Origin of the sequence: Oricola nitratireducens (assembly GCF_014904745.1) — a bacterium.
Lineage (GTDB): Bacteria > Pseudomonadota > Alphaproteobacteria > Rhizobiales > Rhizobiaceae > Oricola > Oricola nitratireducens.
The window spans coordinates 52,599-78,248 of the sequence record NZ_JACZCS010000005.1; the positions used below are offsets into that span (position 1 = coordinate 52,599).

Genomic DNA, 25,650 nt, shown 5'->3' on the forward strand with positions numbered 1-25,650 from the left:
GAACCCGGTTTCCGATCTGCCGGAAACCCGCTAGCGGTCGAGGAATTCGACGGTTGTCGCATTGACCAGCAGCGCTTTTTCCGCGCCGATCATGTGGCCGCTCTCGGCGACGACGGTCTCGACGTCGGGAATGTTCTGGGCGAGCGTGCGGGCGGCCTCGACATCGCCGACGATATCGTCCCCGGTGCCGAAGAAGACGAGCGTCGGGGCCTCAACGGCTTGCAGTTCCCCGGGCGTGAAGGAATGCGGCGGGACCGGATTGGGAATCGATCCGGCCAGGACCAGCCGGAACCATTCGCCGAAGCTCTCGCGCGTCACCGGGTCGTCGCCGAGCGCCCAGCGGAAGGCGAGATCGCGGATGGCGGGAAACGGGAAGGACTGCGCCAGCACCATGATCGCCACGGTCCTGCCGGTCGGGCCATAGCCCATGGGGCAGAGCAGGACGAGCCGGCGGACGCGATCCGGCGCCTGGATGGCCATGGTGGTGGCGATGTAGCCGCCGATCGATGCGCCGACCATGTCGGCGCGCGCGATGCCGAAATGGTCCATGATCGAACCGTAATAGGCGGCTATCGCGGGGCCGTCCTTCGGCACGGCGTCCCTGTTCTTCATCTCGTTGAGGCCGACCTCGCCGATATTGTCGATGGCATAGACGCGGTGGTTCCTCGCAAGGGCAGCTATATTGTGGATCCACGACCAGCCGGCGAGCGACGAGGCGTTGAAGAGCAGGACGGGCGGGCCGTCCTCGGGTCCGCTGACGATGACATGGATGCGGCCGTAATCCGTGCCGACGAACACGGCCTCATGCGGGACCGGCCAGTCCGCGAGCTTCTCGTCGTAGAGGCTATGGAATTCCGCCTCGATTTCGGGCGACTTGTAGATCGATGTCGCGGGATTGAGCGCCGTCACCGTGAAGACACCGGCGAGCAGGAGAACGACGCCGACCGCGCGCAGCCACGGGGAAAGCCGGAAGCCTGTCGCCGATTGCACAAGCGTCCACACCGGCGGGAACGCGATCAGCGCCGCCAGCAGCATCAGGCCGGCCTGGATCGATCCGCCCATCGCGGTCAAGGCGATGGCGGCGAGCGCGAGAAAGAGCGCTGCAATCCAGCCGACCGCGGCAACGAGCAGGCGCATGCGTCATCCTCCCGTATCGCGGACACAAGACCACTCGCGGCGGGTTGCATCAATGACCCCCGTCAAATCGCCGGTGGATTGAACTTGTCCACCGCAATCGGGCAGCGGCGACAATCGTCCGGACGAAACGGAAAACGTGATTGGCGATGTTCTCGACGGAAACGACGGAAGCGATTACAGGCGCGGCGCGCGAGGCGGGACTGGAGGCGGCGGCGCTGCTGGCGATCGCCGAGGTCGAAAGCGGCGGGCGTGCTTTCGCGGTGGTGGAGGGCAAGCCCGAACCCCTGATCCGGTTCGAGGGGCATTATTTCGACCGGCTGCTCGACGACGCGAACCGTGCGAAAGCGCGGGCAAGGGGGCTGGCGTCGCCCGCCATGGGCGCGGTGAAGAACCCGGCCAGCCAGGCGGCGCGGTGGAAATTGCTGGAAGACGCCATGGCGATCGACCGCGACGCGGCGCTGCAATCGGTCTCCTGGGGCATCGGCCAGGTGATGGGGTCGCACTGGAAAGCGCTCGGTTACGGATCGGTCGAGGATCTCGTCGCCGAGGCGCGCTCCGGGGTGGACGGCCAGATCCGGCTGATGCTGCGGTTTCTCGAGCATGAAGGGTTGATCGAGACCATCCGGGCGCGCGACTGGGCCGCCTTCGCGCGGGCGTATAACGGGCCGCGCTACAAGGTTCATCGCTACGACAGCCGGATCGCGGCCGCCCATGCGCGTTACCGGCGCGGGGCAGGTGACGGAAGGGGCAGGCAAACGGGGCTGCTGCGGCGCGGCGACCGGGGCGACGCGGTGACCGAGTTGCAGCGGATGCTGACGGCGGCGGGCTATCCGCTGGCGCCGGACGGGCGTTTCGGTCCGGAGACCGCGCGGGCGGTCGAACTTTTCCAGGCCGATTGCGGTCTTGCGTCAGACGGCATTGCCGGGCCGGCGACGAAGGCGGAACTGTCGCGCGTGCTCGGCGCGAGGCCGGCGCCGCGCCGTCTGCTGTGGCTGATCGGTCTCTTGCGCCGTATGATGCCGTTTGCCGCCCGCATTGTCCGGCGACAGGCTGGACGCCGGGGCTAAACCGATTTAAACGCCAAGGCATCACTTCATCGAGGACCGTCACATGCCCCAGAACACGGATGCGCTTCTTCCCATCATGACCGGCCAGGCGGTGATCCCGGTCATCGTACTCGACGACGCGAAAGACGCGGTGCCGCTGGCGAGGGCGCTGGTCGCCGGCGGTCTGCCGGCGATCGAGATCACGTTGCGCACCGATGCCGCGCTGGAGTCGATCCGCAGGGTGGCGGCGGAGGTGCCGGATGCGGTGGTCGGCGCGGGGACGATCCTCAATGCCAGGCAGTTCGACCAGGCCGTCGAGGCGGGATCGAAATTCATCGTCAGCCCGGGCCTTTCGCCGGAACTGATCGACGCGGCCGAGGGCGGCCCGGTGCCGCTCTTACCCGGCGCGGTGACCGCGTCGGAGATCATGGCGGCGCTGGAAGAGGGCTATTGCCTGCTGAAATTCTTCCCGGCCGAGCAGGCCGGCGGCGCGGCCTATCTGAAGTCGCTGTCGTCGCCCTTCGGGGCTGTGAAATTCTGCCCGACGGGCGGCGTCTCGGCGGCCAATGCGACAGACTACCTGTCGCTGCCGAACGTGCTGTGCGTCGGCGGCTCCTGGGTGGCGCCGAAGGACGCGGTCATGGCCGGCGACTGGGCGCGGATCACGGCGCTGTCGAAAGAGGCCGCTGCGCTGAAATAGGCCCGGCGCGATCCCGCAATCTAGCCCTAAAAGAAAAACCCGGGACGGCGGACCGTCCCGGGTTTCTTTTTGCCAGTTCTTGCGGGCTTACAGCTTGCCTGCGCGCTGCTGCAGCATCAGGAAGGTGTCGAAATTGTACTCCGACAGCTGGAACCACAGATAGGCGTCGCGGCGGTAACCCATGTAGCTGTCGTGGATTTCCTTGAAATCGGCGTTTTCGGCCGAGATTTCCGCGTAGGTTTCCTGGGCCGCGTTGAAGCAGGCCTCGAGGATCGGCTGGCTGTACGGACGCAACTGCGTACCGGAACCGGCAAGCTGCTTCAGGGCAACCGGGTTCAGCGTGTCGTAACGCGCCATCATGACCGAGTTCGCCAGAGCGGACGCGTTCTTGATTACGCCCTTGTAGCTGGACGGAAGCTCGTTCCACTTGTCGAGGTTGATCATGTTGAGCAGCGCGACGCCGCCTTCCCACCAGCCCGGGTAGTAGTAGTACTTGGCGACCTTGTTGAAGCCGAGCTTCTGATCGTCATAGGGGCCGACGAATTCGGCCGCGTCGATGGTGCCCTTTTCGAGCGCCGGGTAGATGTCGCCGCCGGGCAGGCCCTGCGGAACGACGCCGACCTTCTCGATGATCTTGCCGCCGAAGCCGCCGATGCGGAACTTCAGGCCCTGCATGTCCTCGACGGTGTTGATTTCCTTGCGGAACCAACCGCCCATCTGGGCGCCGGTGTTGCCGGCCGGGAAGGAGATCATGTTGGACTTGGCGTAGAATTTGTTGAGCAGGTCGAGGCCGCCGCCCTCATACATCCAGCCATTGGTCATGCGCTGGTTGAGGCCGAAGGGAACGCCGGTGCCGAAGGCGAAGGTCGGATCCTTGCCCCAGAAATAATAGGACGCGGTGTGCGCCATTTCGATGGTGCCGTTCTGCACGGCGTCAGCGCCCTCCAGCGCGCCGACGATCTCGCCAGCGGCGAAGACCTGGATATTGAAGTTGCCGTCGGTGGCTTCCTTGACCGCGTCGGAGAAGACTTCCGCCGCGCCGTAGATGGTGTCGAGCGCCTTCGGGAAGCCCGAGGAGCAGCGCCAGGTGATTTTCGGCATCGACTGCGCGATGGCCGGTGCGGCGAGCGCGGTCGCGGCAGCAGCACCAGCGCCGACTGCGCCGGTTTTCTTGATAAACGAACGACGATCCATATGATCCTCCCAGATAACAACGTTACGAGGCCACCCCATCAAACCCGGTCACGGGACTGTTTCACGGCGGAACTCGGCGTGTACCTTACAGCTTTGCCTTTGCCTGTCCAGCAGGCAGGGCGGGGCAATTTGCCCCAAATGGTAAATTTTCTTGTCCACTTGCCATCAGCGCGCGCGGCCGGAACAATACATGCGACACCGTGCCCAAAATGCAGGCAAAACAAGGCCATTGCGCGCGCGCAGACACCGATACATAAAGCGCGTGATTCCGACGGAGTGAAACAATATGCAACCGATCGTCGCCGTGGTGGCCGATGTCCGCGATTTCGACAATTACCGCTGGCACGCCGCGCCGCAGACCTATCTTGAGGCCGCGGTGGCGGTCGCGGGCGTGCTTCCGCTGATCGTTCCGGCCTTCGGCGAGGATGTCGACTACGAGGCGCTGCTGACGCGCGTCGATGGCGTGCTGCTGACGGGCTCGAAGTCGAATGTGCACCCGTCGCTCTACGGCGAGGCGACGACGCCCGACCACGAACCCTATGACGAGGCGCGCGACGCGACGTCGATGCCGCTGATCCGCGCCGCGATCGATGCCGGCGTGCCGCTGTTCGCGATCTGCCGCGGCATGCAGGAGCTCAACGTCGCGCTCGGCGGATCGATCGCGCACGAGATCCAGACGCGCGAGGGAATCGCCGATCACCGCGCGCCGGTCAGCGACGACCAGGATGTCCGCTTCCAGCTGACCCACGGCGTCGACGTGAAGAAGGGCGGATGCCTGGAGAGCATCTTTAACGCCGACCGGGTCGAGGTGAACTCGCTGCACCGCCAGGCGCTGGAGAAACTGGCGCCGGGACTGACGGTCGAGGCGAGCGCCGAGGACGGCACGATCGAGGCGGTTACCGTCGAGGGCGCGAAAGGGTTCGTCGTCGGCGTGCAGTGGCATCCCGAATACTGGGCGAAGTCCGACCATCCCTCCGGAGCGCTTTTCCGCGCCTTCGGGGACGCGGCGCGGGCGCGCGCGGCGAAGCGGGCGCTCGTTGCCTGAAAGGTTTCGCGGAAAAAATTTCGCGAACAGGGGAATAGAACAGCTCCCGGCGGTGTCTTACGCCTTGAAGACGGACGGTTCCGTTTTCGCAGGACACACGATCAAGGGAGTTATCCGATGAGAACCGCCATAGTCGCAACCGCCGCCTTTTTCCTGATCGCGGGGGCCGCCGCCGCCGCGCCCGTGACCACCGTCTCCACCGCCAAGGGCGACGTGCTCGCCGGGGAGAACGGCATGACGCTCTATACCTTCAAGAACGACAAGAAGGGCGTTTCGAACTGCAACGGCGGCTGCGCCAAGAACTGGCCGCCGCTGGCCGCCGCCGACGGCGACAAGGCGGACGGTCCGTATTCGGTTATCGAGCGCAAGGACGGCTCCTACCAGTGGGCCAAGAACGGCATGCCGCTGTATTTCTGGATCAAGGATGCAAAGAAAGGCGACACCACCGGCGACGGTGTCAACGGCGTGTGGGACATTGCCCGTCCCTGACCCTCTGACACGCGATTGCCCGTTCCGGGCGGGGGCGCGCTCGCGCGCCCCCAAGGGCGTGAGCGCATGAACCGGTTCGAGACGCAAGTGCTGGAAATCCTGCCGCGCCTGCGGCGCTACGCGCGCAGCCTGTCGCGCTCGAACGACGACGCCGAAGACCTGGTGCAGGACTGCGTCGAGAAGGCGCTGGCGCGCCGCGCGACCTGGCGGGGCGACAATCTGCAGGGCTGGCTGATGACGATCCTGACCAATCTCAACCGCAACCGGGCGCGCCGGCTGGGCGCCATGCCGGCTTTCGTCGAAATCGACGAGGCGAACGAACCGGCAAGCGACGCGCCGGAGCGCGATCCCTTGCAAAGCGACCGGCTGGCGGCGGCGCTCAACCGGCTCGACCCGGACCAGAGGGCGGTGCTGATGCTGGTCGTTGTCGAGGGCTACCGCTACGCGGAAGTGGCCGCCATGCTGGAGATCCCGATCGGAACCGTGATGTCGCGCCTGTCGCGGGCGCGGCGCAACCTGGCCTCGGCGCTTGCGGCCGGCAATGTAGTGGAATTGCGGAGAAGCAGATGACCGACCGCCCGACAAGCGACATCGGCGAAGACGACCTTCATGCCTATGTGGACAGCGCACTCGACCCGCAGCGCCGCGCGGCGGTGGAGGCGTGGCTCGCCGGCAATCCGCAGGCGGCAGCCGACGTCGCCACATGGCAGGCGCAGAACGAGGCGATCCGCAGCGCGTTCGGGCGCGAACCGGCCCTCGCCAGTACTGCGGACAGGGCGCTGATCGCCGGCGCCTCGGCGCGCCGGCCGAGGCGATTCGCCTGGGCGATGGCGGCGGGTTTCGCGCTGTTCTTCCTCGCCGGCGGCGGCACTGGCGCGCTGATGACCGCCACCTTCACCGATCGCGGCGGCGAGCAGGTCGCGCTGATGCTGCCGGAGGCGTCGAAGACCAATTATCTCGTCTATGCGAGCGAGGTGCGCCATCCGGTCGAGGTCGGCGCGGACCAGGAACAGCATCTCGTCAACTGGCTCGGCGCGCGCATCGGCCGCAAGCTCAGTGCGCCCGACCTGACCGCAAAAGGCTTCCTGCTCGTCGGCGGCCGGCTGGTGCCGTTCGCCGAGAAGCCGGGTGCGATGCTGATGTACGAGGACGCGGGCGGCGACAGGGTGACGGTGCTGATCGGCACCAACCCGGCGCATGAGGGCACGGATTTCCGCTTCGAGGAAAGCGAGGGCGTCTCGACGTTCTACTGGACGGACGGAGGTTTCGGCTACGCCCTGTCGGGCGCGGTCGACCGCGAGACGCTGCTCGGCCTCGCGCATCTGTGCTACGCGCAATACGAAACGTGACGCGGCTCAGAACGCCTCGAAGGAAAGCGCGAGGTTCTTCGGTTCGACGACGTCCCAGCCATATTTGTCGCTGACGGAAAGCCGCATCAGCACATTGCCCTGGCGGTCGGTGATGCGCACCTTGCCGGTCTCTGTGTCCTGCCAGGTGCGCGCATCCGCGAGGTCGGCGGGCATGCCGTCGCAATGGCCCGGTTCGAGGCGGTGGATGTCGTAGCCGGGGGCGCGGTGCAGGGCGACGATGCAGGTGTGGTTGTGGGCGTGATCGACAACCATGAAACGGTCGGCGTTTTCGGCGGAGACGACCGAGGCGGTGGTCATCGGGTCGATGCCGGGACCAGCATTGCCGTAGCTCATCGCGACCATTCCCGTGACGCCGAGAACGACGGCGCCGTTGATCCAGTATGCGTATGATCTCATCATTCACCCGCCGCGCTTGTACAAACAGGCGCCGACTATCGGCGAATTATGGTTAAGGGCTTGCTAACGGATGGCGGACGCGCCGTCAGTAGCGCCGGTGGACGCGCTGGGCGCTGACCAGCCGCCGGTTCCTGATGTGCTCGCGCAGGAAGACGAAGAGGCCGCTGCCCATGATCAGGACGATGCCCGCGGTCACGACGGCGCCCGGAACCTCGCCCCAGATCAGCCAGCCCCACATCACGGCAAGCGGCAGGCCGACATATTCGAACGGCGCGATCGTGGCGGCATCGGCGAGACGGTAAGCCTGCGACAGCGAATAGGCGACAATCGCCGAGTTCAGGCCGAGGCCGAGGAAAAGCCAGATGTCGGCGCCTTGCGGCCAGACCCAGGCGCGCAGCAGGAAGCGGACGCTTTCGTTGCCGGATCCATCCGCGAAGCGGCCGTCGCCGGCGACCAGGAAGAAGCCCAGCGAGACAAGGATGAAAATGGCCTGGATATAGACGGCCATCGCCGACGCCTTGGTCGACGCGCCGAGCTTGCGCGTCAGGATCTGGTAGAGCGCATAGGTGAAGGCGGCGAGAACCGGCAGCAGCAGGGTCAGGAGCCCGGCGCCGATTTCTCCTCCCCTGTCCCAGGGGCGCAGCATGACGACGACGCCGACGAAACCGAAGCCGACCGCGCCGAGCCGGTAGGCGCCGATCCTTTCGCCGAGCAGCGGAACCGCCAAGAGCGTGATCATCAGCGGCGCGACGAAGAACAGGGCGGTGGCCTCGGCGAGCGGCACCACGGCAAGCGCGGTGAAGAATGTGAGGTTTGAAATCACGATCACGAGGCCGCGAAAGAGATGCAGCAGGGGCCTGCGGGTGCGCAGGATCGCCACCCCGCCCTCCATCTGCACGAGAAGAAGCGAGAACGCGATGCCGATCAGCGAGCGCGTGAACACCATCTGGTGCAGCGGGTAGCCGGCGGACAACTGCTTGATCAGCATGTCGTTGACCGAGATCGCCGACACGCCGACCAGGATGAAGGCGATGCCGACGGCCGACTGCCGGGCGGGGGCTGTTGCGGCTTGCGTGCTCATGATCCCCGCCTATCACGGGGCGATGCGCGGCGACATGACGATTGCGACACCGCGGAGCGGTTCGCCGGTGCCGTGTCGCGTCTTGCTATTGCGCCGTGCGTTTCGCCAGATGGCGGGCTTCGGGGACGGCGGTGACGGTCTCGCCGTTCGAGAACCACGAGACGAGGTTGTCGGCGACGAGGTCGCCCATCATGGCGCGGGTGTGGCGCGAGGCCGAGCCGACATGCGGCATCAGGCAGACATTCTTCATGGCGATCAGCTCGGCGGGGACATGCGGCTCGTCCTCGAAGACGTCGAGGCCGGCGGCGGCGATGACGCCGTCCTTGAGAGCGGCGATCAGCGCCTGTTCGTCGACGACGGTGCCGCGGCCAATATTGACCAGCACGCCGTTCGGCCCGAGCGCCTTCAGGATCTTGGCGTCGACGGTGTGGCGGGTCTCCGGCGTGCCGGGCACGACGCAGATCAGCGTGTCGACGGCGCTTGCAAGGTCTTCCAGCGTCGCGTGATACGGATAGGCGACATCGGCGGCCTTGCTGCGGTTGTAGTAATGCACCGGCAGGCCGAATGCCTCGACGCGGCGCGCGATCGCCTTGCCGATGCGGCCGAGGCCGTAGATGCCGACGGTGCGTTCGCGCAATGTCAGCGGAGTGAGCGGGTAGTTTCCCTCGCTTTCCCACTTGCCCTGGCGCAGCCATTGCTCGGCGGGCCAGAATTCGCGGGTGGCGTTGAGCAGCAGGGCGAGCGCGGTGTCGGCGACCTCCTCGTCGAGGACGTTCGGGGTGTGGGTGACCGGAATGCCCTTGGCGACCGCGTGCAGGGTCGAGGCGGGGTCGTAGCCGACGCCGAAATTGGCGATGATCTCCAGTTTCGGCAGGGCGTCGATCAACGGGATATAGTCGGGGCTAAGCCAGGCGGCCAGCGCGCGGATCTCGCCGCGCCGTTCGGCGGGGATCAGCGCCGGATCGGGCTTGTCGAAGGGCACGGCGGCGAATTCGGCTTCGATGCGCTCGCTGGCGCGCCAGTTGAAGCGCGCCGGCAGCGCGACGCTGACGGCTTTCAGGTTCTGCGGCATGGTTAGCTGCGCTCCTTCACGGGAGAGGTCGACTGGCGGATATGCAGTTCCGGCCGGATCAGTTCGAGCGTGCCCGAGTGATCCGTGACGCCGTCGATGCGGTCGAGCAGGGCGCGCGCGGCGCGGCGGCCGACTTCCGGCTGGCCGTTCCAGACCGTCGTCAGCGCCGGGGTGGCGATGGCCGCCTCCTCGAGATCGTCGTAGCCGGTCACCGAAATGTCGATGCCGGGAACGAGACCGGCGCGGCGGATGCCGTTCATCAGGCCGATGGCGACGAGATCGTTCCAGCAGACGGCGGCGGTCGGCTTGTCGGGCAGGGCGAGGAACTCGCTTGCCGCCTCGAAACCGGCCTGCTTGGTGCGCGGGCCGGGGATGCGCCATTCCGGCTTGACCGGCAGTTCGGCCTTTTGCATCGCGATGAGATAGCCTTGGTAGCGGTCGCGGCCGGTCGAGGTGTCGTCGGTGCCGCCGATCATGGCGACGCGCTTGTGGCCGAGCGAGATCAAATGCCGGGTCGCGAGGCCGATGCCGAAGGAATCGTCGCCGCGAAAGACGGGAAGGCTGGCGCGCGGGATCGAGCGGGCGATGAGGACGACGGGCAGGCCGTTGCGCAGGACGAGATCGATGTCGTCGAGGGGTGTGCCGATCGCCGGTGACATGATGACGCCGTCAGCGCCAAGCTGCATCAGCGTATCGAGGAAATCGCGCTGCTTTTCGACATTGTCGTAGTGGTTCGACAGCAGGAAAGTGTGGCGCGACCGGTCGAGCTCCATCTCGATGGCCTTGAGGATCTCGCCGTAGAACGGGTTCATGATGTCGTGGACGACGACGCCGATAATGCCGGATTTGGAGGTTCGAAGGCTGGCGGCGCGGCGGTTGTAAATATAGCCCATCTGGCGCGCATGGGCCTTGATCTTTTCCTTCGTGGCTTCGGCCACGAGGGGACTGTCACGCAGGGCGAGCGACACCGTTGCGGTCGACACGCCAAGTGCCTCCCCAATGGTGGACAGCTTGATTTTCTGCGCCAAGGATCCCCCCTTTAAACGGTTTTAAATATCTTTAAATATCGGGCGCGGCAATAGCAAGCAAAGGCAATGCGTCCGGCCTGCGGTCAGGCGTCGCGGGCGGCCGCCTATTTCTTCTTTTTTCCTCCGGAGGATTTCTTTTTTTCCCTCGGCTGGTCCGGGCCGGTCAGGTTGGCGTCGATCTTGGCGAGGATTTTCGCAAGCTGCTTGCGTTCCTTCTTCTTGACGCCGTCGAGCGCGCGCGCCTCGGCGGTGCGGATGGCGCGTTGCATCTGCTCCAGAAGCGCGCGGCCCTGCTCGGTGAGCCAGACATGGGTCTGGCGGGCATCGGTCTCGGAGGGTTTGCGCGCGACGAAATTCTGTTCCTGTAGCCGACTTACCGTCTTGGTGATGGTCGGCGGCTTGACGCCGAGCGCGGCGGCGAGCTGGCCGAGCGTCTTGCCGTCACCGGCGGCCAGCAGTTCCATGACGCTTTCCTGGCCGGCGTAAAGCCCGGTGGACTGCAGTTCGCGGGCCATGTGGGTACGGCTGACGCGTGCGGTATTCTGGAGGCTGGCCAGAAGCTTGGTGACCTCCTCGACGTCCTTCTCGATGTAGTAGCGGTTCATGCATGTTGATTAGCCGACGAAAGAATTGACGTCAAGTTTGTGCCCGTTTGGCTGCGGCAGCGCGGGCGGAGAATGGCTACGAAGTCGGAAAGAACACGACGCCGAAGACATAGACGGCGAGCGGCACCGGCGACACGGCGACGGCGATCGCGGCGAGGAAGCCGGCGATCGAAAACAGCTTGGCCGATCCCGCGATCAGGGCGATGCCGCCGCCGCCGCCGATGACCGAATTGCCGGGCAGGTTGAGCGCCAGGGCGAGGGCGAGATAGCGGTGGCGCAGCAGGAACGGAACGGCGCGGTTCGGCGCATTCGCGATCAGGTGGGACAGGCGTTCGGGCAGTTCCATGTCCTCTATCTCGACTAGCAGCGCGGCGGTGCGCTCGAAACGCAGGAAACGGCACAATCTCGCGATGATCTCCAGCGGAACGAGCCGGCCGGCCAGGAAACTGATCGAAAGGCCCATGACGGTGCAGAGATAGACCAGCAGGACAACCGTGCGGCCATGCATGGCCAGCAACACCATGCCGATCTCCGCGGCGGGCACGAAGGGAATGGCGAGCAGGCCGGTATAGGAAATCGCGAAGGCGACCATGCCCCAGCGGGCGAGGGCGGCGCTCTGCTCGATCCGGAGATTGAGGGTGGACGCCACGTAGCTCCCCGCGAGATTGGCGGCTACCACCAGCAGGACGACAATCGCAATGCGCATGCCGGTTTTCCGGGTAATCATCGACAGCATATCCCAGCCGGGCGGTTCATGGTGCGGCGGTGAACAGGAAGCCGTCGCCGGACCGGCAACCGGCATTCTGCCTAGGGCCGCGTTGCACAGGTTAGCAGAAGTTCGTTCGGACCGGTCCATCCATTCTCGCCGCCGAACCTGTCCAGGGCTTCATCCATCTCGGCCCAGGCCGCCGCCTGCCGGTTCCCGTCCAGGCCGGCCAGGATTTGCAGGACAGGACTGGCGGAGGTCCGGATGAAACCGAGATAGTCGGCCGTCGAGACAACGCTGAAAGGCGCGGAAATGACGGTGGTCGCGACATCCGCGAATCCGGCCTTGCGGAACAGGTCGTCGATCAGGCCCGGCTTGCCCAGGCTGAAGAGGCTTCCCGGCCGGAACGGATCGGCCGGCGGTAAACCGGCGTGTTTCAGGGCGACGGACATGAGGGTCGCGACGCATGGATTGGCCTGGGGCGTGGAGAAAACGAGCGTGGCCGCCCGCCCGCCGGATTTCAGGGCTTCAAGCATGCCGGACAATGCGGCGCCCGGATCGGGGCAGAGCATCACGCCGAGCCGCGATATGGCGGCGTCATAGGACCGGCTTTCGACATCGAGTTCTTCCGCGTCCATGACGCGGGTGGCGAAATTCGCCAGTCCGGCGCGGGCGAGGTTGCGGGCGGCGAGGTCCAGAATGGCCGGCGACAGGTCGGTTGCGAGGACCCTGCCCGAAGGGCCGATCCGTGTGGCGATTTCAAGTGTCTGGTCGCCCGAACCCGCCGCGACATCGAGGACATGGGAACCTTCGCGAATGGCGGCCATGTCGAGCATGGCGCCGGTCGCCACGGCCAGCCATTGACGGATCATGGTGGTGTGGCCGTCCCAGCCGGCAGCCGATTTGTCCCATTGCATGCGGGTGCCGGCCTTGAAGGCGGCGGCGTCGAATGGTGCGTCCATCATGGTATTCTCCGGTTGGTGCATCGGGACCGGACGAACCGAATTGTTTGATGTAAGGTTGGCGCGGCCGGTCCGGCGACCATCCCATGCGGTTCGCCGCCCCGGCAGCCGCAATTGCGGGTAACGCAAACGCAGAAATGCATAACCGCCACATGTATGACTGGAACGATCTGAAATTCTTCCTGGCCGTCGCGCGAAACGGCAGCACGATTGCCGCGGCGCGGGCCTTGAAAACCAGCCAGTCTACCGTGCAGCGGCGACTGGTCGAACTGGAACGGAACCTGGGGCAGCGGCTGGTGGTCCGCCATCCCCGCGGGTACCGGCTGACGGCGCTCGGCGAGACGTTGCTGCCGCTGGCCGAGGAGGCTGAACGCGCGGCTTTCGCCGTGGAGCGCCATGTCGCGGCATCGGCGGCGGAACCGGCCGGCATCATCCGCCTGACATGCCCCGAGGCGCTGGTCAGCCGCTTCGCGGCATCGGGATTGCTGGACTCGTTTCACCAGCGCCATCCGGCGCTGGCCGTCGAACTGGTGATGGGCGACCGTTTCATGGATCTCGCCGGCGGCGAGGCGGATATCGCGATCCGGGCCGGTGAACTCGCCGGAGACGATCTCGTCGCGCGAAAACTGGCGACTTCGCCCTGGGCGGTTTACGCCAGCAGGTCCTATGTCGCGCAGCACGGACAGCCTGCGACGCCGGCCGAACTCGACGGCCATGTCGTGGTGGAATTCGACGGGCCGATCGCCGGGCACCGGGCGGCGCAATGGCTCAGAACAGTTGCTCCGAATGCTCGCAGCGTCGCGCGCAACACCAGTATCCCCGGCCTTTTGCAGGCGGTTTCGGCCGGGCTCGGCGCGGCGCCGCTGCCGGTGGCACTCGGACAGGAATGCGGTCTCGTGCAATTGTTTGATCCCGTGCCGGAATTGACGACGACCTGGTATCTGCTCACTCATCGTGATCTGCGGCAAACGCCGCGCATCGCGGCGTTTTGCGACTTCATCGCCGACAACATGATCCTTGTCCGCCGGGTTCTCGTCGGTCACACCCTCCAGGACAGCGCGCCACCGCAAGCCGCCTGAACCCGCCCGCACCCTTGGCAGAGACCGTCGCTATCCTCTAGGAATGGTCGAAGAGAAATGCGGGCCGGCAGAGATGAACCCCTCCACTCCCCTGTGGATCAAGACACCCCTTGCAATCCTTGCGGCCGACGGCGCGGACGCGTCGGGCGGCGTTGTCGTCAGCGGCGGCCGGATCGCGGAACTGGTGCCCGCCGGTGGCAAGCCGGCGCTGGAATGCCAGACGTTCGACGCGTCGCGGCACGTGGTGCTGCCGGGGCTGATCAACACCCACCACCATTTCTACCAGACGCTGACGCGGGCGCATCCGGCCGCCATCAACAAGGAGCTGTTCGACTGGCTGACGGCGCTCTATCCGATCTGGGCGAAGCTCGGGCCGGAGGCACTGCGGCTGGCGACGCGGCTGGCGCTGACCGAACTGATGATGTCCGGCGTCACATGCTCGTCGGACCATCATTACGTGTTTCCGGACGGGCTCGAGGACGCGCTCGACATCCAGGCGGAAGAGGCGACGGCGCTCGGCATGCGGATGGTGCTGAATCGCGGCTCGATGAACCTGTCGCAGAAGGATGGCGGGCTGCCGCCGGATTCGGTCGTGCAGGACGCCGACACGATCCTCGCCGATTGCGAGCGGGTCATCGGCGCCTATCACGACGCCTCGGAAGGTTCGATGCTGCAGGTGGCGCTGGCGCCGTGCTCGCCGTTCTCGGTGACGCGCGAACTGATGCGCGACACGGCGACGCTCGCCAAGAAATGCGGCTGCGCGCTGCATACCCATCTCGGCGAAACGCATGACGAGGACGAATTCTGCGTTTCGATGTTCGGCTGCCGTCCGGTCGACTATCTGGAAGATTGCGGCTGGCTGGGGACCAAGACCTGGCTGGCGCACGGGATCCATTTCGACGACGGCGAGATCGCAAGGCTGGGCGGCGCGGGCGTCGGCGTCAGCCATTGCCCGACGTCGAACACGGTGCTCGCCTCGGGATTGTGCCGGACACGCGATCTCGAAGCCGCCGGCGTCAAGGTCGGGCTCGGCGTCGACGGCTCGGCCTCGAACGACTCGTCCAACCTGATGGAGGGCGTGCGCCATGCGCTGATGCTGAACCGCATCCGCTACGACGCGACCGTCAGCCATCTCGACGCGCTGCGCTGGGCGACGGCGGGGTCGGCGGCGTGTCTCGGGCGCGACGATATCGGTTCCATCGCAGTCGGGAAGCAGGCGGACTTGGCGCTGTTCACGCTCGACGAATTGCGGTTTTCCGGAGCGCACGATCCGCTGGCGGCGCTGGTGCTGTGCGGCGCGCACCGCGCCGACCGGGTGATGATCAAGGGCCGGTGGACCGTCAAGGACGGCATGCCGGCCGGCGTCGACATCGAAAAGCTGCGCCACGACCACGGCGCGATCGCCAAACTGTTCGCGGAGGCGGCATGACGGACGGGAGCGCGGCCAAACGGAAACGGATGCGGCGGCGCGTCGAGACGCTGCCGGAGAAAGAACAGGCGCCGGCGGACGCGGCCAAGTGGATCGCGGTGCTGCCGCTCGGCGCGACCGAGCAGCACGGCCCGCATCTGCCGTTCGAGACCGACAGCCTGATCGCCGAGGCGCTTGTCGAGCGGCTGATCGACCGCTTGCCGGATTCGGCGCCGGTCGTGTTCCTGCCGGTCGAGGAGATCGGCTATTCGCCGGAACACATGCATGTGCCGGGCACGAAGACGCTCGACTGGGACCAGGCGGTACGGCGCTGGGTGCGCGCCGGCGAGCAGGCGCATCGCTCGGGCATCCGCAAATTCGTGATGCTCAACGCGCATGGCGGCAACTCGCCGCTGATGACGATCGTCGCGACCGAACTCAGGATCCGGTTCAACATGCTCGCCGTGGCGACGAGCTGGACGCGGTTCGGCCTGCCGGACGGGGTGATGAGCGCGGAGGAAAAGCATCTCGACATCCATGGCGGGCTGATCGAGACGTCGGTGATGCTGGCGATCCACCCGGACAAGGTGACGATGGAAAACGCGGCGAATTTCAAATCGCGCCAGTCGGAGTTCATCCGCGACTACCGGCATTTGCGCGCCTACGGGCCGCATGCCTTCGGCTGGCTGATGTCGGACCTGTCGAATGCCGGGGTGGCCGGCAACGCATCGGCCGCGTCGGCGGAACTCGGGGAAAGGATCCTCGACCACGCCGTTTCGGGCCTGATCGAGCTGCTGGAGGATGTCGAGGCGCATCCGGGGTTCTAGCCCGACGCCGGTCCGTTCCCGCATAATAGCCATAAATTCGTCTTGAATTCGTCTTGAATTCGTCTTGCGATGCCGGCGTGCGCTTGCCCGCCCGACTGATCGTGGTGCAAGTTGCCGAGGGGGAAGTCCGGCCATAGGGAGTTCCCGTCTCAGCCAAGTACAGGGAGAACCAGGATGAGCATCCACGCACGCCGATTTACCGCAATGCTCATGGGGGCCGGAAGCCTTCTCGCGACAACGTTATCGCCGGCCTTCGCGGAGACCGTCAAGCTGACGATCCTCGGTGTCGGAGATGTCTACAACTTCCAGGAATCGCACGGACGCGGCGGTTTCGCGCGGCTGAACGCGGTCGCCAAGGCCGAGCGCGCGGCCAATCCGAACACGCTCTATGTCTTCGACGGCGACATGCTCTCGCCGTCGATCCTTTCGGGCTTCGACCATGGCCAGAACACCATCGACCTGACCAACCTTGCGCCCTTCGATATCGCGGTGCCGGGCAACCACGAATTCGATTTCGGACCAGAAAATTTCATCGAGAAGGTCAAGGCGTCGAAATATCCGTGGGCGGCGATCAACATCACCAATGCCGACGGCTCGCCGGTCGAAGGGCTCGGCGGCGTGATGGTCAAGGAGATCGCCGGCCTGAAGATCGCGCTGATACCGGTCGCGCAGGACACATCTCCGGAAGTGTCAAGCACGGGCGACCTGAAATTCCTGCCGACGGTCGATACCGCCATCGACGCGGCGAAAGCGGCCCGTTCAGACGGCGCGGACCTTGTCATCGGCGTCGTGCAGACCGACATGTCAAACGACCGCAAGCTGATCGCAAGCCACGCCTTCGACGTGATCATGTCGGGTGACGATCACTCCTATGCCACCGCCTTCGACGGCGTTACCGCCTATGTCGAGACCTCGATCGACGGCGAGTTTCTTTCGCCCGTCGACCTGACCGTCTCGATCGAGGAGAAGGATGGCAAGCGCAAGGTGAGCTGGACGCCCGCTTTCCGGTTCATCGACACCGCCGACGTGACGCCCGACGCGGAATCCCAGCAACTGGTCGATCAGCTTGCCGCCAAGCTCGACGACAGCCTCAATGTCGAGATCGGTTCGACCGAGGGACCGCTCGATTCGCGCCGCAACGTGGTGCGCGCGGAGGAATCGGCGATGGGCGATCTCATCGCCGACGCGATGCGGGCGGCCTCCGGCGCTGATATAGCAATCACCAATGGCGGCGGCATCCGGGCCGACCGGACCTATGACGCGGGCGCCAAGCTGACGCGCCGCGACATCCTGACCGAGCTGCCGTTCGGCAACGTCACGGTGGTCACCGAAATTCCGGGTTCGCAGGTGCTGGCGGCGCTGGAGAATGGCGTCAGCCAGGTCGAGAAAGGCGCTGGACGGTTCCCGCAGGTCTCCGGCATCAGCTTCGCCTTCGACGCTTCCGCGCCGGCGGGAAGCCGCGTGTCCGAGGTCATGGTCGGCGATGCGCCGCTCGATCTCGACAAGCTCTACAAGGTCGCGACCAATGACTACATGCTCGCCGGCGGCGACGGCTACGGTGCGCTCGGCGGCGGCCGGGTGCTCGTCAACAAGGGTAACGGCAACCTGATGGCCAATGACGTGATGGACTACATAGCCAAGAAGGGCACGGTCGCCGCGAAGGTGGAAGGCCGGATCCGCAAGCTCGGCGCGCAGTAACGACGCGCGAACAGAAACCGCCCCGCAGCATCGGCCGCGGGGCGGTTTCTGTTTGTTTGTCCGGTGCCGGTATTGGCGCCTCCGGCCCCGAAGACCGGCGTCAGTAAGCCCTTCCGGTCATACAGCCGCTGGCCGGATTGAACGCGTAGGTGTGAATGCTCCAGAAGGGGCGCGACCGCATCGCCTTGCGGGCATCGTAGAATTTGGCGCAGACCGCGAAATCGCGGTCGTTGAGGCGCCTGTAGCGGTAGGGCTTGCCGGTTTCGTTGTCCACGAACATGTCGGCGGTGGCCGTCGTGCCACCGCAATATTCGCGAAAGCTGTCCTCCGACAGTTCTTTCGGCAGGACCGGCCTGGTGTCGCTTTTCTTCTCGCAGTGCAGGATCCGGGCGATCGCGGTCAACTCGCGGTAGCGCAGCTGGTCGAACTTTTCCTTTCTTGCCTGCGACGGACGCCCGGTCATCGCGATGCCGGTAACGATGGCGGCGAGCACGACCAGAACCGTCGCGGTGAGAAACACCCTAGTGGCCATCGCGGTCGGCCTCCACGTCGCGCAGGTAAAAGAAGAATATCGATGCCGACACGGCGCCGACGGTGAGCGCTTTCAGAAGGAACCGCAACGTGAACTCGCCTTCCAGAAAGCGCTCGAGCACATAGGTGATATCGCCGAAGAACGTCAGCGCCGACGCGAACAGCGCAAGGTAGGTCAGCCACCTGCGCACCAGCGACCGCTTCTCGCCGACCTGCTTCGCATTCTGGCGGCCGGTGAAGATTGTCATCCAGACATAGAGCGGCGTCGAGACGATCAGGGTGGCGATGGCCCAGCGTATGCGGTAGATCGCGCGCGCCTCCGCGTTGGACCTGTCAGCCGGATCGGGCAGGGCGAGATCGAGGATTCCGTGGACCAGATTGATGAGGTAGACGGCGGTGAATGTCAGCGCGGTGAAAAGCAGCGCGTAGACGAAAACGTCGCGGGCCGTGAGTTGCGGGCGCGGGCGCGGGACGGGCGGCGTGAAATCGACATCGGCGAAAGCGGAAAGCGCCTTGTCCACGTCGCTCTTCGCCCAGCCGGCCTCGCTCAGCGCGTTCTGGATTTCCGTTCGCGACCGGCCCGCGGCCAGTGCGTCATGTACGAACCGTGTCACGGGATCTGAAGAAGCCATGTTTCCCTTCGGATTGTCCGAATTCGGTGGAAGTCAGGCTCTGTTCTTACACGAAGAGGCGCGGCGGAAATACATCGTTTTTCAATTGGCGCCGATCATGGTTGCCAATTTATACTGGTGAAGGATTTTTCGGGGCATGGCACGGGCCGAAATTAGCCTTGGCGGCCAAGGAAAGCCTGCTCCGGAACGGAATCGGGAGCCGGCAATACCGGCCCCGCGGCACCGTGGGCCGGACGAGCCGCAAATGGTCGTCCCGGCCGGATCTTCCCGCTTGCGGTCAGCGCTGCGGCGTGGCGGACACGACGGTGAAGGTGTGCATTTTTCCGTCATGGGCCGAAATCGAGACGTATTCGCCGACGTTGAAGCTGTGTTCGCCGAGCCGGAAACCGGCCTCGTCGTCATCGTCGGCGTCGAGATCATAATCGAAGACCCACTGGCCCTTCGGGTGTTTCTCGAGATAGCCGAGGGCCGCGAATTCGCCGTCCCAGAAACGCTCGACCGTGCAAGCTTCCGGATGTTTCTTCCATTCGGCCGCGTCGATCTTCATGGCGGCGTCGAGCGGCAGCACCAGTTCGTAACCGCGTTTCTTGTTGCCGGCCGGAAATTCCGGTTCGCGGGCCAGTTCGAGGCGGATCTTGTAAAGCGGCATTCAGTTTCTCCCGGTCTTTTCTTCTTCTCGGGTAAATCGGACCCGCCCGCTTTGACACCGATCAAGGCGCCGATCAACCGGTTTTTCCCGATGCGCGGGCGCACGGGCGCTTGCGCGAAAGCACCGGTGGCGGAGCGGGCCGCGATCTCCTATATGCGAGCAAGAGACGTCACACCGCCCAGCGCGAGGCAATCATGAGCGAACAGGCACAATCCATTCCCGTCACCGTCCTGACCGGCTATCTCGGTTCCGGCAAGACAACGCTTCTCAACCGGATTCTCTCTGAAGACCACGGCAAGCGTTATGCCGTGATCGTCAACGAATTCGGCGAGATCGGCATCGACAACGACCTGATCGTCGAGTCGGACGAGGAAATCTACGAGATGAACAATGGCTGCGTCTGCTGCACGGTGCGCGGCGACCTGGTGCGCGTGGTCGAGGGCCTGATGCGCCGGCCGGGCCGTTTCGACGCCATCGTCGTGGAAACGACCGGCCTCGCCGATCCGGCGCCCGTCGCGCAGACCTTCTTCATGGACGACGACGTGCGCGACAAGACGCGGCTCGACGCCGTGGTCGCGCTGGTCGACGCCAAGCACCTGCCGTTGCGGCTGAAGGACAGCCGCGAGGCCGAGGACCAGATCGCTTTCGCCGACGTGGTGCTGCTCAACAAGACAGACCTTGTTTCCGAAGACGAACTGCACGACCTGGAGCACACGATCCGGGCGATCAATCCGCATGCGCGCATCCACCGGACCGAACGGTCGAAGATCGATCTGACCGAAATCCTCGACCGCGGCGCCTTCGACCTGCAGCGGGCGCTCGAAAGCGATCCGCATTTCCTCGATCACGATGATCCCGACCACGCCTGCGGGCCGGATTGCGACCACGATCATGACCATCATCATCACGGCCATGATCACGATCACGGGCATCATCACCACCATGATCACGACCATGGCGGCATTCACGGCACGACGATCCAGTCGGTGTCGCTGCGCGGCGGCGAGGTCGATCCGCAGAAATTCATGCCGTGGATCCAGAAGATCACCCAGCTCGACGGGCCGAACATCCTGCGCATGAAGGGAATCATCGCGTTCCCGGACGACGAGCAGCGCTACGTCGTCCAGGGCGTGCACATGATCATCGAGGGCGACCACGAACGCGACTGGAAGGAAGGCGAGAAGCGCGAAAGCCGTCTCGTCTTCATCGGCCGCGAACTGGACCGCGAGAAGCTGGAGCGCACGTTCAAGGCGTGCGCCGCCTGATTTTCAGATGAAGGGACGAGGCCGGATCAGGCCTCGTCGACGACCTCGGCGCCGGGGCCGTTCTTCTTGAGCGACTCGATGGCGTTCTTGGAGCTCGACTTGGAGCTGTAGGTCTCCGTGCGGACCATGGTTTCGCCGTTGGAGGCGACGAAGCGCACATAGGTCTCGCCGTTCTTCGCCTTGTCGATCTCGAAATGATAGCCCTTGGCGTCCTCGTCATTCGTCAGGTCGGCGGTCGGCGCATCGGGCGCGTTCTTTTTCAGCGAGTCGATGCAGTTCTGGGCGCTGGCCTTGCCGGCGTAATTCTCCGACCAGAAGATGATCTCGGAATTGTAGACGAACTGTGTGGCGTATTCGCCGTTGTTCCGGCGGACGATCTTGAATATGTGCGGCAAGGATCTCTCCCCAAATCAGGTTGTCGATGGCGTTACCTTAGGCAAGTCGCCGCGAATTGGAAGTGCTTCTGTCAGCTTGCCGCGGCACATCACAACTTGACGCGCGCGACCATTCCGGGGAAGTGCTGCGCACGGAAAACACAAAACCGGATCCCGACACACCATGCCCACAGTCGCGCCTCTCGATCTCGACGGTTACTGCCTTTTCGCGTCCTTCATCGGCGAGGTGCCGGTCTATGCGCTCGCCGACGGGACGGTGCACCGGCTCGACAACGGCCATATCGCCGTGCAGATGCATGACGGGCTGACCTGCGCGGCGCTTTCGCTCGACCGCAAGGCGCTGATCACCGGCGGCGAGGACGGGCTGGTGCGGGCGCTGAACAAGGGAGGCACCGCGGGCGAGGTCGGCTCGGCCGGCAAGAAATGGATCACAGCGCTCGCTACCGGGCCGCAGGGCGCCGTCGCCTTTTCCGCGGGCAAGACGGCCTGGGTCAGGCTGAGTGACGGTACGGAAAAGGAAATCACCGAGGAGCGCTCGATCGAGGGGCTGGCCTTCGCGCCGAAGGGCTTGCGGCTCGCTACCGCGCGCTACAATGGCGGCACGCTCCACTGGGTCGCGACGGCGGGCAAGCCGATCGACCTGGAATGGAAGGGCGCGCATACCGGGGTCACGTTTTCGCCGGACGGCAAATATGTCGTCACGACCATGCAGGAAAACGCGCTGCATGGCTGGCGGCTCGACGACATGAAGCACATGCGCATGACCGGCTATCCGGCCAAGGTGAAGAGCTGGTCGTGGTCGGCCAGGGGCAAGTGGCTGGCGACCTCGGGCGCGCCGGCGGCGGTGGTTTGGCCGTTTTCCGGCAAGGACGGCCCGATGGGCAAGGCGCCGATGGAACTGGGCACGCGCGGCGACGCGATGGTGACGGCCGTCGCCTGCCATCCCGCGGAAGACGTCGTCGCGATCGGCTACAATGACGGCATGGTGATGGCGGTGCGTTTCGCCGACAGCAAGGAGATCCTGCTGCGCCGGGGCGGCAAGGGACCGGTTTCCTCGATGGCCTGGGACGGGGAAGGCTACCGCATCGCGTTTGGCTCGGAGACGGGCGACTGCGGCGTGATCGATATCAGAGGATAGCGCGCATCCATGCTGGATTTCGCCGCCGCGATGCGGTGAAATCGGGCCATGGCGCTCACCGTTCATCTGAGGGACGAGCATGATTTCGCCGGCTGGCGCGACGCCGCGCGGGTGCTGGCGCTGAACGGGGTGGATCCCGAGTCAGTCAATTGGCTAACTCATGACGGTACAAATGAATTGCCGGAGCCGCCGGAGGGCAAGGCCTTGTCGGTGCCGCGCGCCTTCGTGGCGATGGCCGAACACGCGATCTTCGATGCCGCGTCGGACCGGTTTTCCTTTCTCTATGCGCTGCTGAAACGGCTCGCCGACGGCGAATTGAAGATCGGCCGGAAGACCGATCCCGACATCGCGCGGCTGGTCGCGATGGTGGCGGAAGCGGAGGTTCCGGCGGGGCGAATTTCACCATGCCGGACCCGCTGGAAGGCCCGCGCGACGCGGCGATGCTGTGCACGCGTTGCCATTTGCACGGGCCGGCGAGCCGGACGGTGTTCGGCGAGGGGCGCGCGGACGCGAAACTGGTTTTCGTCGGCGAGCAGCCGGGGGACCAGGAGGATCTGCAGGGCCGGCCCTTCGTCGGTCCGGCGGGGCAGCTGTTCGACACGATCCTCGGCGAGGTCGGCATCGACCGGTCGGAGACTTACGTCACCAACTCGGTCAAGCATTTCAAGTTCGAACCGCGCGGGCCGAGGCGCATCCACCAGAAGCCGGATGCCGGCGAGGTGCAGCTTTGCCGCTGGTGGGTGGACAAGGAGATCGCGCTGATCCGCCCGAAACTGCTGGTGGCGCTGGGCGCGACGGCCGCTTTCTCGCTGCTCGACCGCACGGTCGGGATCATGCGCGAGCGCGGCAGCATTCACAAAAGAGGCAAGGACGGCATGCCGGTGCTGCTGACCTACCACCCGTCCTTCCTGCTGCGCATCCGGGACGAGGCGGACAAGGCGCGCCAGCGGGCGAATTTCGCCTCCGACCTCGCGCAGGCGCGCGACTGGCTGGCGGCAAATGCCTGACGGGCCCTTTCCGCGCCGTTGTCCTTGATCGCTGTCAACGCGTGATCAGCGTTTAGCAATAGGGTGGGCGCATGAGGAGGCCAAGCATTGCTTTTCTCAAAAAGGAGTTCAATCCGATGCGCAGACATTCCGCAATTACAAGACTTCTCGCCGCCGGCATGATGGCCGGCGTTCTTGCCGCTCCGGCACTCGCGCAAGGGCAGGGAGCCAGAGGGCAAGGGTGGGGGATGGGCCAGATGATGCCCGGCGGCGGCTGGGGCAACGGCCCGATGATGAGCTTCGGCCCGGATACGATGCTCGACAGGATCGACGGCCGACTCGCATTCCTCAAGACCGAACTGAAGATCACGGAGGCGCAATCAGCGGCATGGGACGCATTCGCCGAGGCCGTCCGCACCACGTCCGATGCGCACAATACCCTCATGCAGGCCATGATGGAGCAGATGCGCGACGGCGACTATTTCAAGATGCCGCTTCCCGACAGGCTCGAATTCCAGCAGACCCAGATGGAAGCCCGCCTGGAACAGATCAAGGATCTGAAGGGGGCGACGGACGCGCTCTATGCCGTTCTCGACGACGGCCAGAAAAAGGCCGCCGACGAGATCGTTCTTCCGATGATGGGCATGGGAATGAATCGCGGCGGAGCCGGCATGGGGCCGGGAATGATGTTCCGCTGATCTGCCCGACCCTGCGGATGGCGCCGGGTGCGGCGGCGGCGTTCCCGCCGCCTGACCCGGTGCCGGGAACCGACGCGCATGGTCCGGCGCAGGCGCGTGACCGGCTGGCGGGCAACACGAAATGTCCCATTTGTCGCCCGATCCTCGTCAAAATCTGATCGCCGTCCCGACGTAGAATCGCGGCACGCAGACGCCGTGCGTTGCGCTTTTCTCGAGAAGGAGGCCAGTCCGATGCGTATCCAACATCCAATCACCAAACTCATTGCCGCAGGCATGCTCGCCACGGTTCTCGCCGCACCCTCCATCGCCCAGGACCAGCCCGGAAGAGGCCCCGGTTGGGGCTGGGGCAACGGCCAGATGCCGGTCTACAGCGAAGACGGAATGCTCGACCGGATCGACGGCCGGCTGGCGTTCCTCAGAACCGAGTTGAAGATCACCGACGCACAGTCCGGCGTATGGGACGAGGTGGAGAAGACGGTCCGAAGCGTTGCGGAAACGCATAATGCCGACATGCTCGCGCTCAGGCAGCAGGCGCAAGACGGCGACTTTCTCAAGATGAGCCTGCCGGACAGGATCGCGTTCCAGGCCAGCCACATGGAAACCCGGCTGCAAGAGATCAAGGCGATCCAGGGCGCTGTCGACAAGCTCTACGCGGTGCTCGATCCCGAGCAGAAAAAGGTTGCCGACGAGATCGTTCTTCCCGCCATGGGAATGGGGATGAGGGGCGGCGAATACGGCATGGGGCCGGGAATGATGTTCCGCTGATTGCCTGGATGGATCGAAAAGGCGGCGCGGGAGTTTCCTCCCGCACGTCAACCGCGCCGCCTACGGCCCCCGCCGTTCTGATCTTCAATGACGTATTTCGCAATTCCCGACGGAAAACCGCGTCACGCTTTTTTCCGGATCGCTCAGGCGACAAGCTTGAGCTTGCGCGCCTTTTCCTTTGCTTTCCTGCGGCCGGTCGGCACGATCATGCCGGCCGCGCCGCCGAGCCAGCCATCCTTGAGCTCCAGCGCCAGGAAGCGGTCGCGCTCGACCGGGCCGGGCAGGGCCAGCGCGCCGGTCTTTTCGGCCGAAAAGCCGAAGCGGGCGTAATAGGGCGCGTCGCCGACCAGCAGTACCGCGCCGTGACCGAGGCGGGCGGCTTCCGACAGCGCATGGCGCATCAGCAGCGAGCCTGTGCCCGCTCCCTTCGCCTCCGGGTCGACGGCGAGCGGACCGAGCATCAGCGCCGGGACCGGGCGGCCGAAAGCGTCGATACCGGCCTGGATGTTCCAGAGCCGCACCGTGCCGATGATCCGGCCCTGGTTGTCGCGGGCGACGAAGGCGAGACCTTCGGCGGGAAGCCGGCCGGAGCGCAGCTTCTGCGAAGTCTTCTTCTTCCAGTTGGCCGACATCGCGCGCGCCAGAACGGCGTCGCGGGACGCGACGTCGGCGGCGGATTCGAGCTGAACCGTGACGGCGTCGCCGTCGTGAACGAGCGGGTCCATATCCGTAAGTCCGTTAAGAGCGC

The 25,650-nt window shown here is 65.3% G+C and carries 29 protein-coding genes; 15 read left to right on the forward strand and 14 right to left on the reverse strand.

The genetic code is table 11. The features are described from left to right. Positions 1-30: 30 nt before the first annotated feature. Positions 31-1,137, reverse strand: a complete 1,107-nt coding sequence (locus IG169_RS03805) for an alpha/beta fold hydrolase (protein ID WP_193174835.1) — start codon at positions 1,135-1,137, stop codon at positions 31-33. 146 nt (positions 1,138-1,283) lie between these two features. Between IG169_RS03805 and IG169_RS03810 the strand changes: the two genes are divergently transcribed. Together IG169_RS03810 and IG169_RS03815 are read left to right on the forward strand one after the other, a co-directional pair. Then, a complete protein-coding gene (locus tag IG169_RS03810) occupies positions 1,284-2,204 on the forward strand; it encodes an N-acetylmuramidase domain-containing protein (protein ID WP_193174901.1) in 921 nt (306 codons plus the stop codon). Positions 2,205-2,247: 43 nt separating this feature from the next. After that, a complete protein-coding gene (locus tag IG169_RS03815; protein WP_193174836.1) occupies positions 2,248-2,883 on the forward strand; it encodes a 2-dehydro-3-deoxy-phosphogluconate aldolase in 636 nt (211 codons plus the stop codon). 87 nt (positions 2,884-2,970) lie between these two features. Here the strand turns inward: IG169_RS03815 and IG169_RS03820 are convergent, their stop codons facing one another. Further along, positions 2,971-4,077, reverse strand: coding sequence for a TRAP transporter substrate-binding protein (locus IG169_RS03820; RefSeq protein WP_193174837.1), 1,107 nt, complete (start codon positions 4,075-4,077; stop codon positions 2,971-2,973). Between the two features lie 286 nt (positions 4,078-4,363). On the opposite strand from IG169_RS03820, the gene IG169_RS03825 reads away from it, so the two are divergent. The 4 genes from IG169_RS03825 to IG169_RS03840 all read left to right on the forward strand — a co-directional run bounded on the left by IG169_RS03825 (position 4,364) and on the right by IG169_RS03840 (position 6,960). Then, positions 4,364-5,122, forward strand: a complete 759-nt coding sequence (locus IG169_RS03825) for a gamma-glutamyl-gamma-aminobutyrate hydrolase family protein (RefSeq protein WP_193174838.1) — start codon at positions 4,364-4,366, stop codon at positions 5,120-5,122. Between the two features lie 117 nt (positions 5,123-5,239). Further along, complete coding sequence (locus IG169_RS03830; protein WP_193174839.1) at positions 5,240-5,611, forward strand: COG4315 family predicted lipoprotein; 372 nt, start codon at positions 5,240-5,242, stop codon at positions 5,609-5,611. A gap of 66 nt (positions 5,612-5,677) precedes the next feature. Continuing rightward, positions 5,678-6,181, forward strand: a complete 504-nt coding sequence (locus IG169_RS03835) for an RNA polymerase sigma factor (RefSeq protein ID WP_193174840.1) — start codon at positions 5,678-5,680, stop codon at positions 6,179-6,181. Beyond that, positions 6,178-6,960, forward strand: coding sequence for an anti-sigma factor family protein (locus IG169_RS03840; RefSeq protein ID WP_193174841.1), 783 nt, complete (start codon positions 6,178-6,180; stop codon positions 6,958-6,960). The genes IG169_RS03835 and IG169_RS03840 overlap by 4 nt, the downstream gene beginning before the upstream one ends. A gap of 6 nt (positions 6,961-6,966) precedes the next feature. On the opposite strand, the gene IG169_RS03845 is transcribed toward IG169_RS03840, so the two are convergent. The 7 genes from IG169_RS03845 to IG169_RS03875 all read right to left on the reverse strand — a co-directional run bounded on the left by IG169_RS03845 (position 6,967) and on the right by IG169_RS03875 (position 12,834). Continuing rightward, positions 6,967-7,380 carry an AprI/Inh family metalloprotease inhibitor gene (locus tag IG169_RS03845; RefSeq protein WP_193174842.1) on the reverse strand — a complete coding sequence of 138 codons (414 nt, stop codon included), beginning with the start codon at positions 7,378-7,380 and terminating at the stop codon, positions 6,967-6,969. Between the two features lie 82 nt (positions 7,381-7,462). Continuing rightward, positions 7,463-8,458: a DMT family transporter gene (locus IG169_RS03850; RefSeq protein WP_193174843.1), complete on the reverse strand. Its 996-nt coding sequence runs from the start codon at positions 8,456-8,458 to the stop codon at positions 7,463-7,465. Positions 8,459-8,543: 85 nt separating this feature from the next. Then, entirely contained in the window at positions 8,544-9,530 is a 987-nt protein-coding gene (locus tag IG169_RS03855) for a 2-hydroxyacid dehydrogenase (RefSeq protein ID WP_193174844.1), read from the reverse strand. 2 nt (positions 9,531-9,532) lie between these two features. Next, positions 9,533-10,558, reverse strand: a complete 1,026-nt coding sequence (locus IG169_RS03860; protein ID WP_193174845.1) for a LacI family DNA-binding transcriptional regulator — start codon at positions 10,556-10,558, stop codon at positions 9,533-9,535. 104 nt (positions 10,559-10,662) lie between these two features. Continuing rightward, positions 10,663-11,163 (reverse strand): MarR family winged helix-turn-helix transcriptional regulator, encoded by a 501-nt coding sequence (locus IG169_RS03865; protein WP_193174846.1) that lies wholly within the window; start codon positions 11,161-11,163, stop codon positions 10,663-10,665. A 76-nt stretch (positions 11,164-11,239) separates the two neighbouring features. Next, a complete protein-coding gene (locus IG169_RS03870) occupies positions 11,240-11,869 on the reverse strand; it encodes a hypothetical protein (protein WP_193174847.1) in 630 nt (209 codons plus the stop codon). A gap of 101 nt (positions 11,870-11,970) precedes the next feature. Continuing rightward, on the reverse strand, positions 11,971-12,834 hold the full coding sequence (locus IG169_RS03875) for a class I SAM-dependent methyltransferase (protein ID WP_210325849.1): 864 nt from the start codon (positions 12,832-12,834) through the stop codon (positions 11,971-11,973). Between the two features lie 134 nt (positions 12,835-12,968). On the opposite strand from IG169_RS03875, the gene IG169_RS03880 reads away from it, so the two are divergent. From IG169_RS03880 to IG169_RS03895, 4 genes are all read left to right on the forward strand, one after another. Beyond that, on the forward strand, positions 12,969-13,910 hold the full coding sequence (locus IG169_RS03880; RefSeq protein ID WP_193174848.1) for a LysR family transcriptional regulator: 942 nt from the start codon (positions 12,969-12,971) through the stop codon (positions 13,908-13,910). A 73-nt stretch (positions 13,911-13,983) separates the two neighbouring features. Further along, the gene (locus IG169_RS03885) at positions 13,984-15,339 is read left to right on the forward strand and encodes an 8-oxoguanine deaminase (protein ID WP_193174849.1); all 1,356 of its coding nucleotides are present in this window, start codon (positions 13,984-13,986) and stop codon (positions 15,337-15,339) included. A gap of 29 nt (positions 15,340-15,368) precedes the next feature. Continuing rightward, positions 15,369-16,145 carry a creatininase family protein gene (locus IG169_RS03890; RefSeq protein WP_193174903.1) on the forward strand — a complete coding sequence of 259 codons (777 nt, stop codon included), beginning with the start codon at positions 15,369-15,371 and terminating at the stop codon, positions 16,143-16,145. A gap of 174 nt (positions 16,146-16,319) precedes the next feature. Beyond that, a complete protein-coding gene (locus tag IG169_RS03895; RefSeq protein ID WP_193174850.1) occupies positions 16,320-17,843 on the forward strand; it encodes a bifunctional metallophosphatase/5'-nucleotidase in 1,524 nt (507 codons plus the stop codon). A 100-nt stretch (positions 17,844-17,943) separates the two neighbouring features. On the opposite strand, the gene IG169_RS03900 is transcribed toward IG169_RS03895, so the two are convergent. From IG169_RS03900 to IG169_RS03910, 3 genes are all read right to left on the reverse strand, one after another. Further along, positions 17,944-18,375 carry a hypothetical protein gene (locus IG169_RS03900; RefSeq protein ID WP_193174851.1) on the reverse strand — a complete coding sequence of 144 codons (432 nt, stop codon included), beginning with the start codon at positions 18,373-18,375 and terminating at the stop codon, positions 17,944-17,946. Further along, on the reverse strand, positions 18,365-19,006 hold the full coding sequence (locus IG169_RS03905) for a DUF5671 domain-containing protein (RefSeq protein ID WP_193174852.1): 642 nt from the start codon (positions 19,004-19,006) through the stop codon (positions 18,365-18,367). The genes IG169_RS03900 and IG169_RS03905 overlap by 11 nt, the downstream gene beginning before the upstream one ends. Positions 19,007-19,283: 277 nt before the next feature. After that, entirely contained in the window at positions 19,284-19,655 is a 372-nt protein-coding gene (locus IG169_RS03910) for a hypothetical protein (RefSeq protein ID WP_193174853.1), read from the reverse strand. A 194-nt stretch (positions 19,656-19,849) separates the two neighbouring features. Here IG169_RS03910 and IG169_RS03915 point away from each other — a divergent pair, with 194 nt between their 5' ends. Next, the gene (locus IG169_RS03915; protein ID WP_193174854.1) at positions 19,850-20,920 is read left to right on the forward strand and encodes a CobW family GTP-binding protein; all 1,071 of its coding nucleotides are present in this window, start codon (positions 19,850-19,852) and stop codon (positions 20,918-20,920) included. Positions 20,921-20,946: 26 nt separating this feature from the next. Here IG169_RS03915 and IG169_RS24415 read toward each other — a convergent pair whose 3' ends face one another. Further along, the gene (locus IG169_RS24415; RefSeq protein WP_193174855.1) at positions 20,947-21,315 is read right to left on the reverse strand and encodes a YegP family protein; all 369 of its coding nucleotides are present in this window, start codon (positions 21,313-21,315) and stop codon (positions 20,947-20,949) included. A gap of 163 nt (positions 21,316-21,478) precedes the next feature. On the opposite strand from IG169_RS24415, the gene IG169_RS03925 reads away from it, so the two are divergent. The 4 genes from IG169_RS03925 to IG169_RS03940 all read left to right on the forward strand — a co-directional run bounded on the left by IG169_RS03925 (position 21,479) and on the right by IG169_RS03940 (position 24,902). Beyond that, on the forward strand, positions 21,479-22,453 hold the full coding sequence (locus IG169_RS03925) for a WD40 repeat domain-containing protein (RefSeq protein WP_193174856.1): 975 nt from the start codon (positions 21,479-21,481) through the stop codon (positions 22,451-22,453). Between the two features lie 404 nt (positions 22,454-22,857). Further along, complete coding sequence (locus IG169_RS03930) at positions 22,858-23,460, forward strand: UdgX family uracil-DNA binding protein (protein ID WP_193174857.1); 603 nt, start codon at positions 22,858-22,860, stop codon at positions 23,458-23,460. A gap of 116 nt (positions 23,461-23,576) precedes the next feature. Further along, entirely contained in the window at positions 23,577-24,137 is a 561-nt protein-coding gene (locus IG169_RS03935) for a Spy/CpxP family protein refolding chaperone (RefSeq protein ID WP_246717109.1), read from the forward strand. A 231-nt stretch (positions 24,138-24,368) separates the two neighbouring features. Continuing rightward, entirely contained in the window at positions 24,369-24,902 is a 534-nt protein-coding gene (locus IG169_RS03940) for a Spy/CpxP family protein refolding chaperone (protein ID WP_193174858.1), read from the forward strand. A 143-nt stretch (positions 24,903-25,045) separates the two neighbouring features. Here IG169_RS03940 and IG169_RS03945 read toward each other — a convergent pair whose 3' ends face one another. Further along, entirely contained in the window at positions 25,046-25,627 is a 582-nt protein-coding gene (locus IG169_RS03945) for a GNAT family N-acetyltransferase (RefSeq protein WP_193174859.1), read from the reverse strand. Positions 25,628-25,650 lie beyond the last annotated feature (23 nt).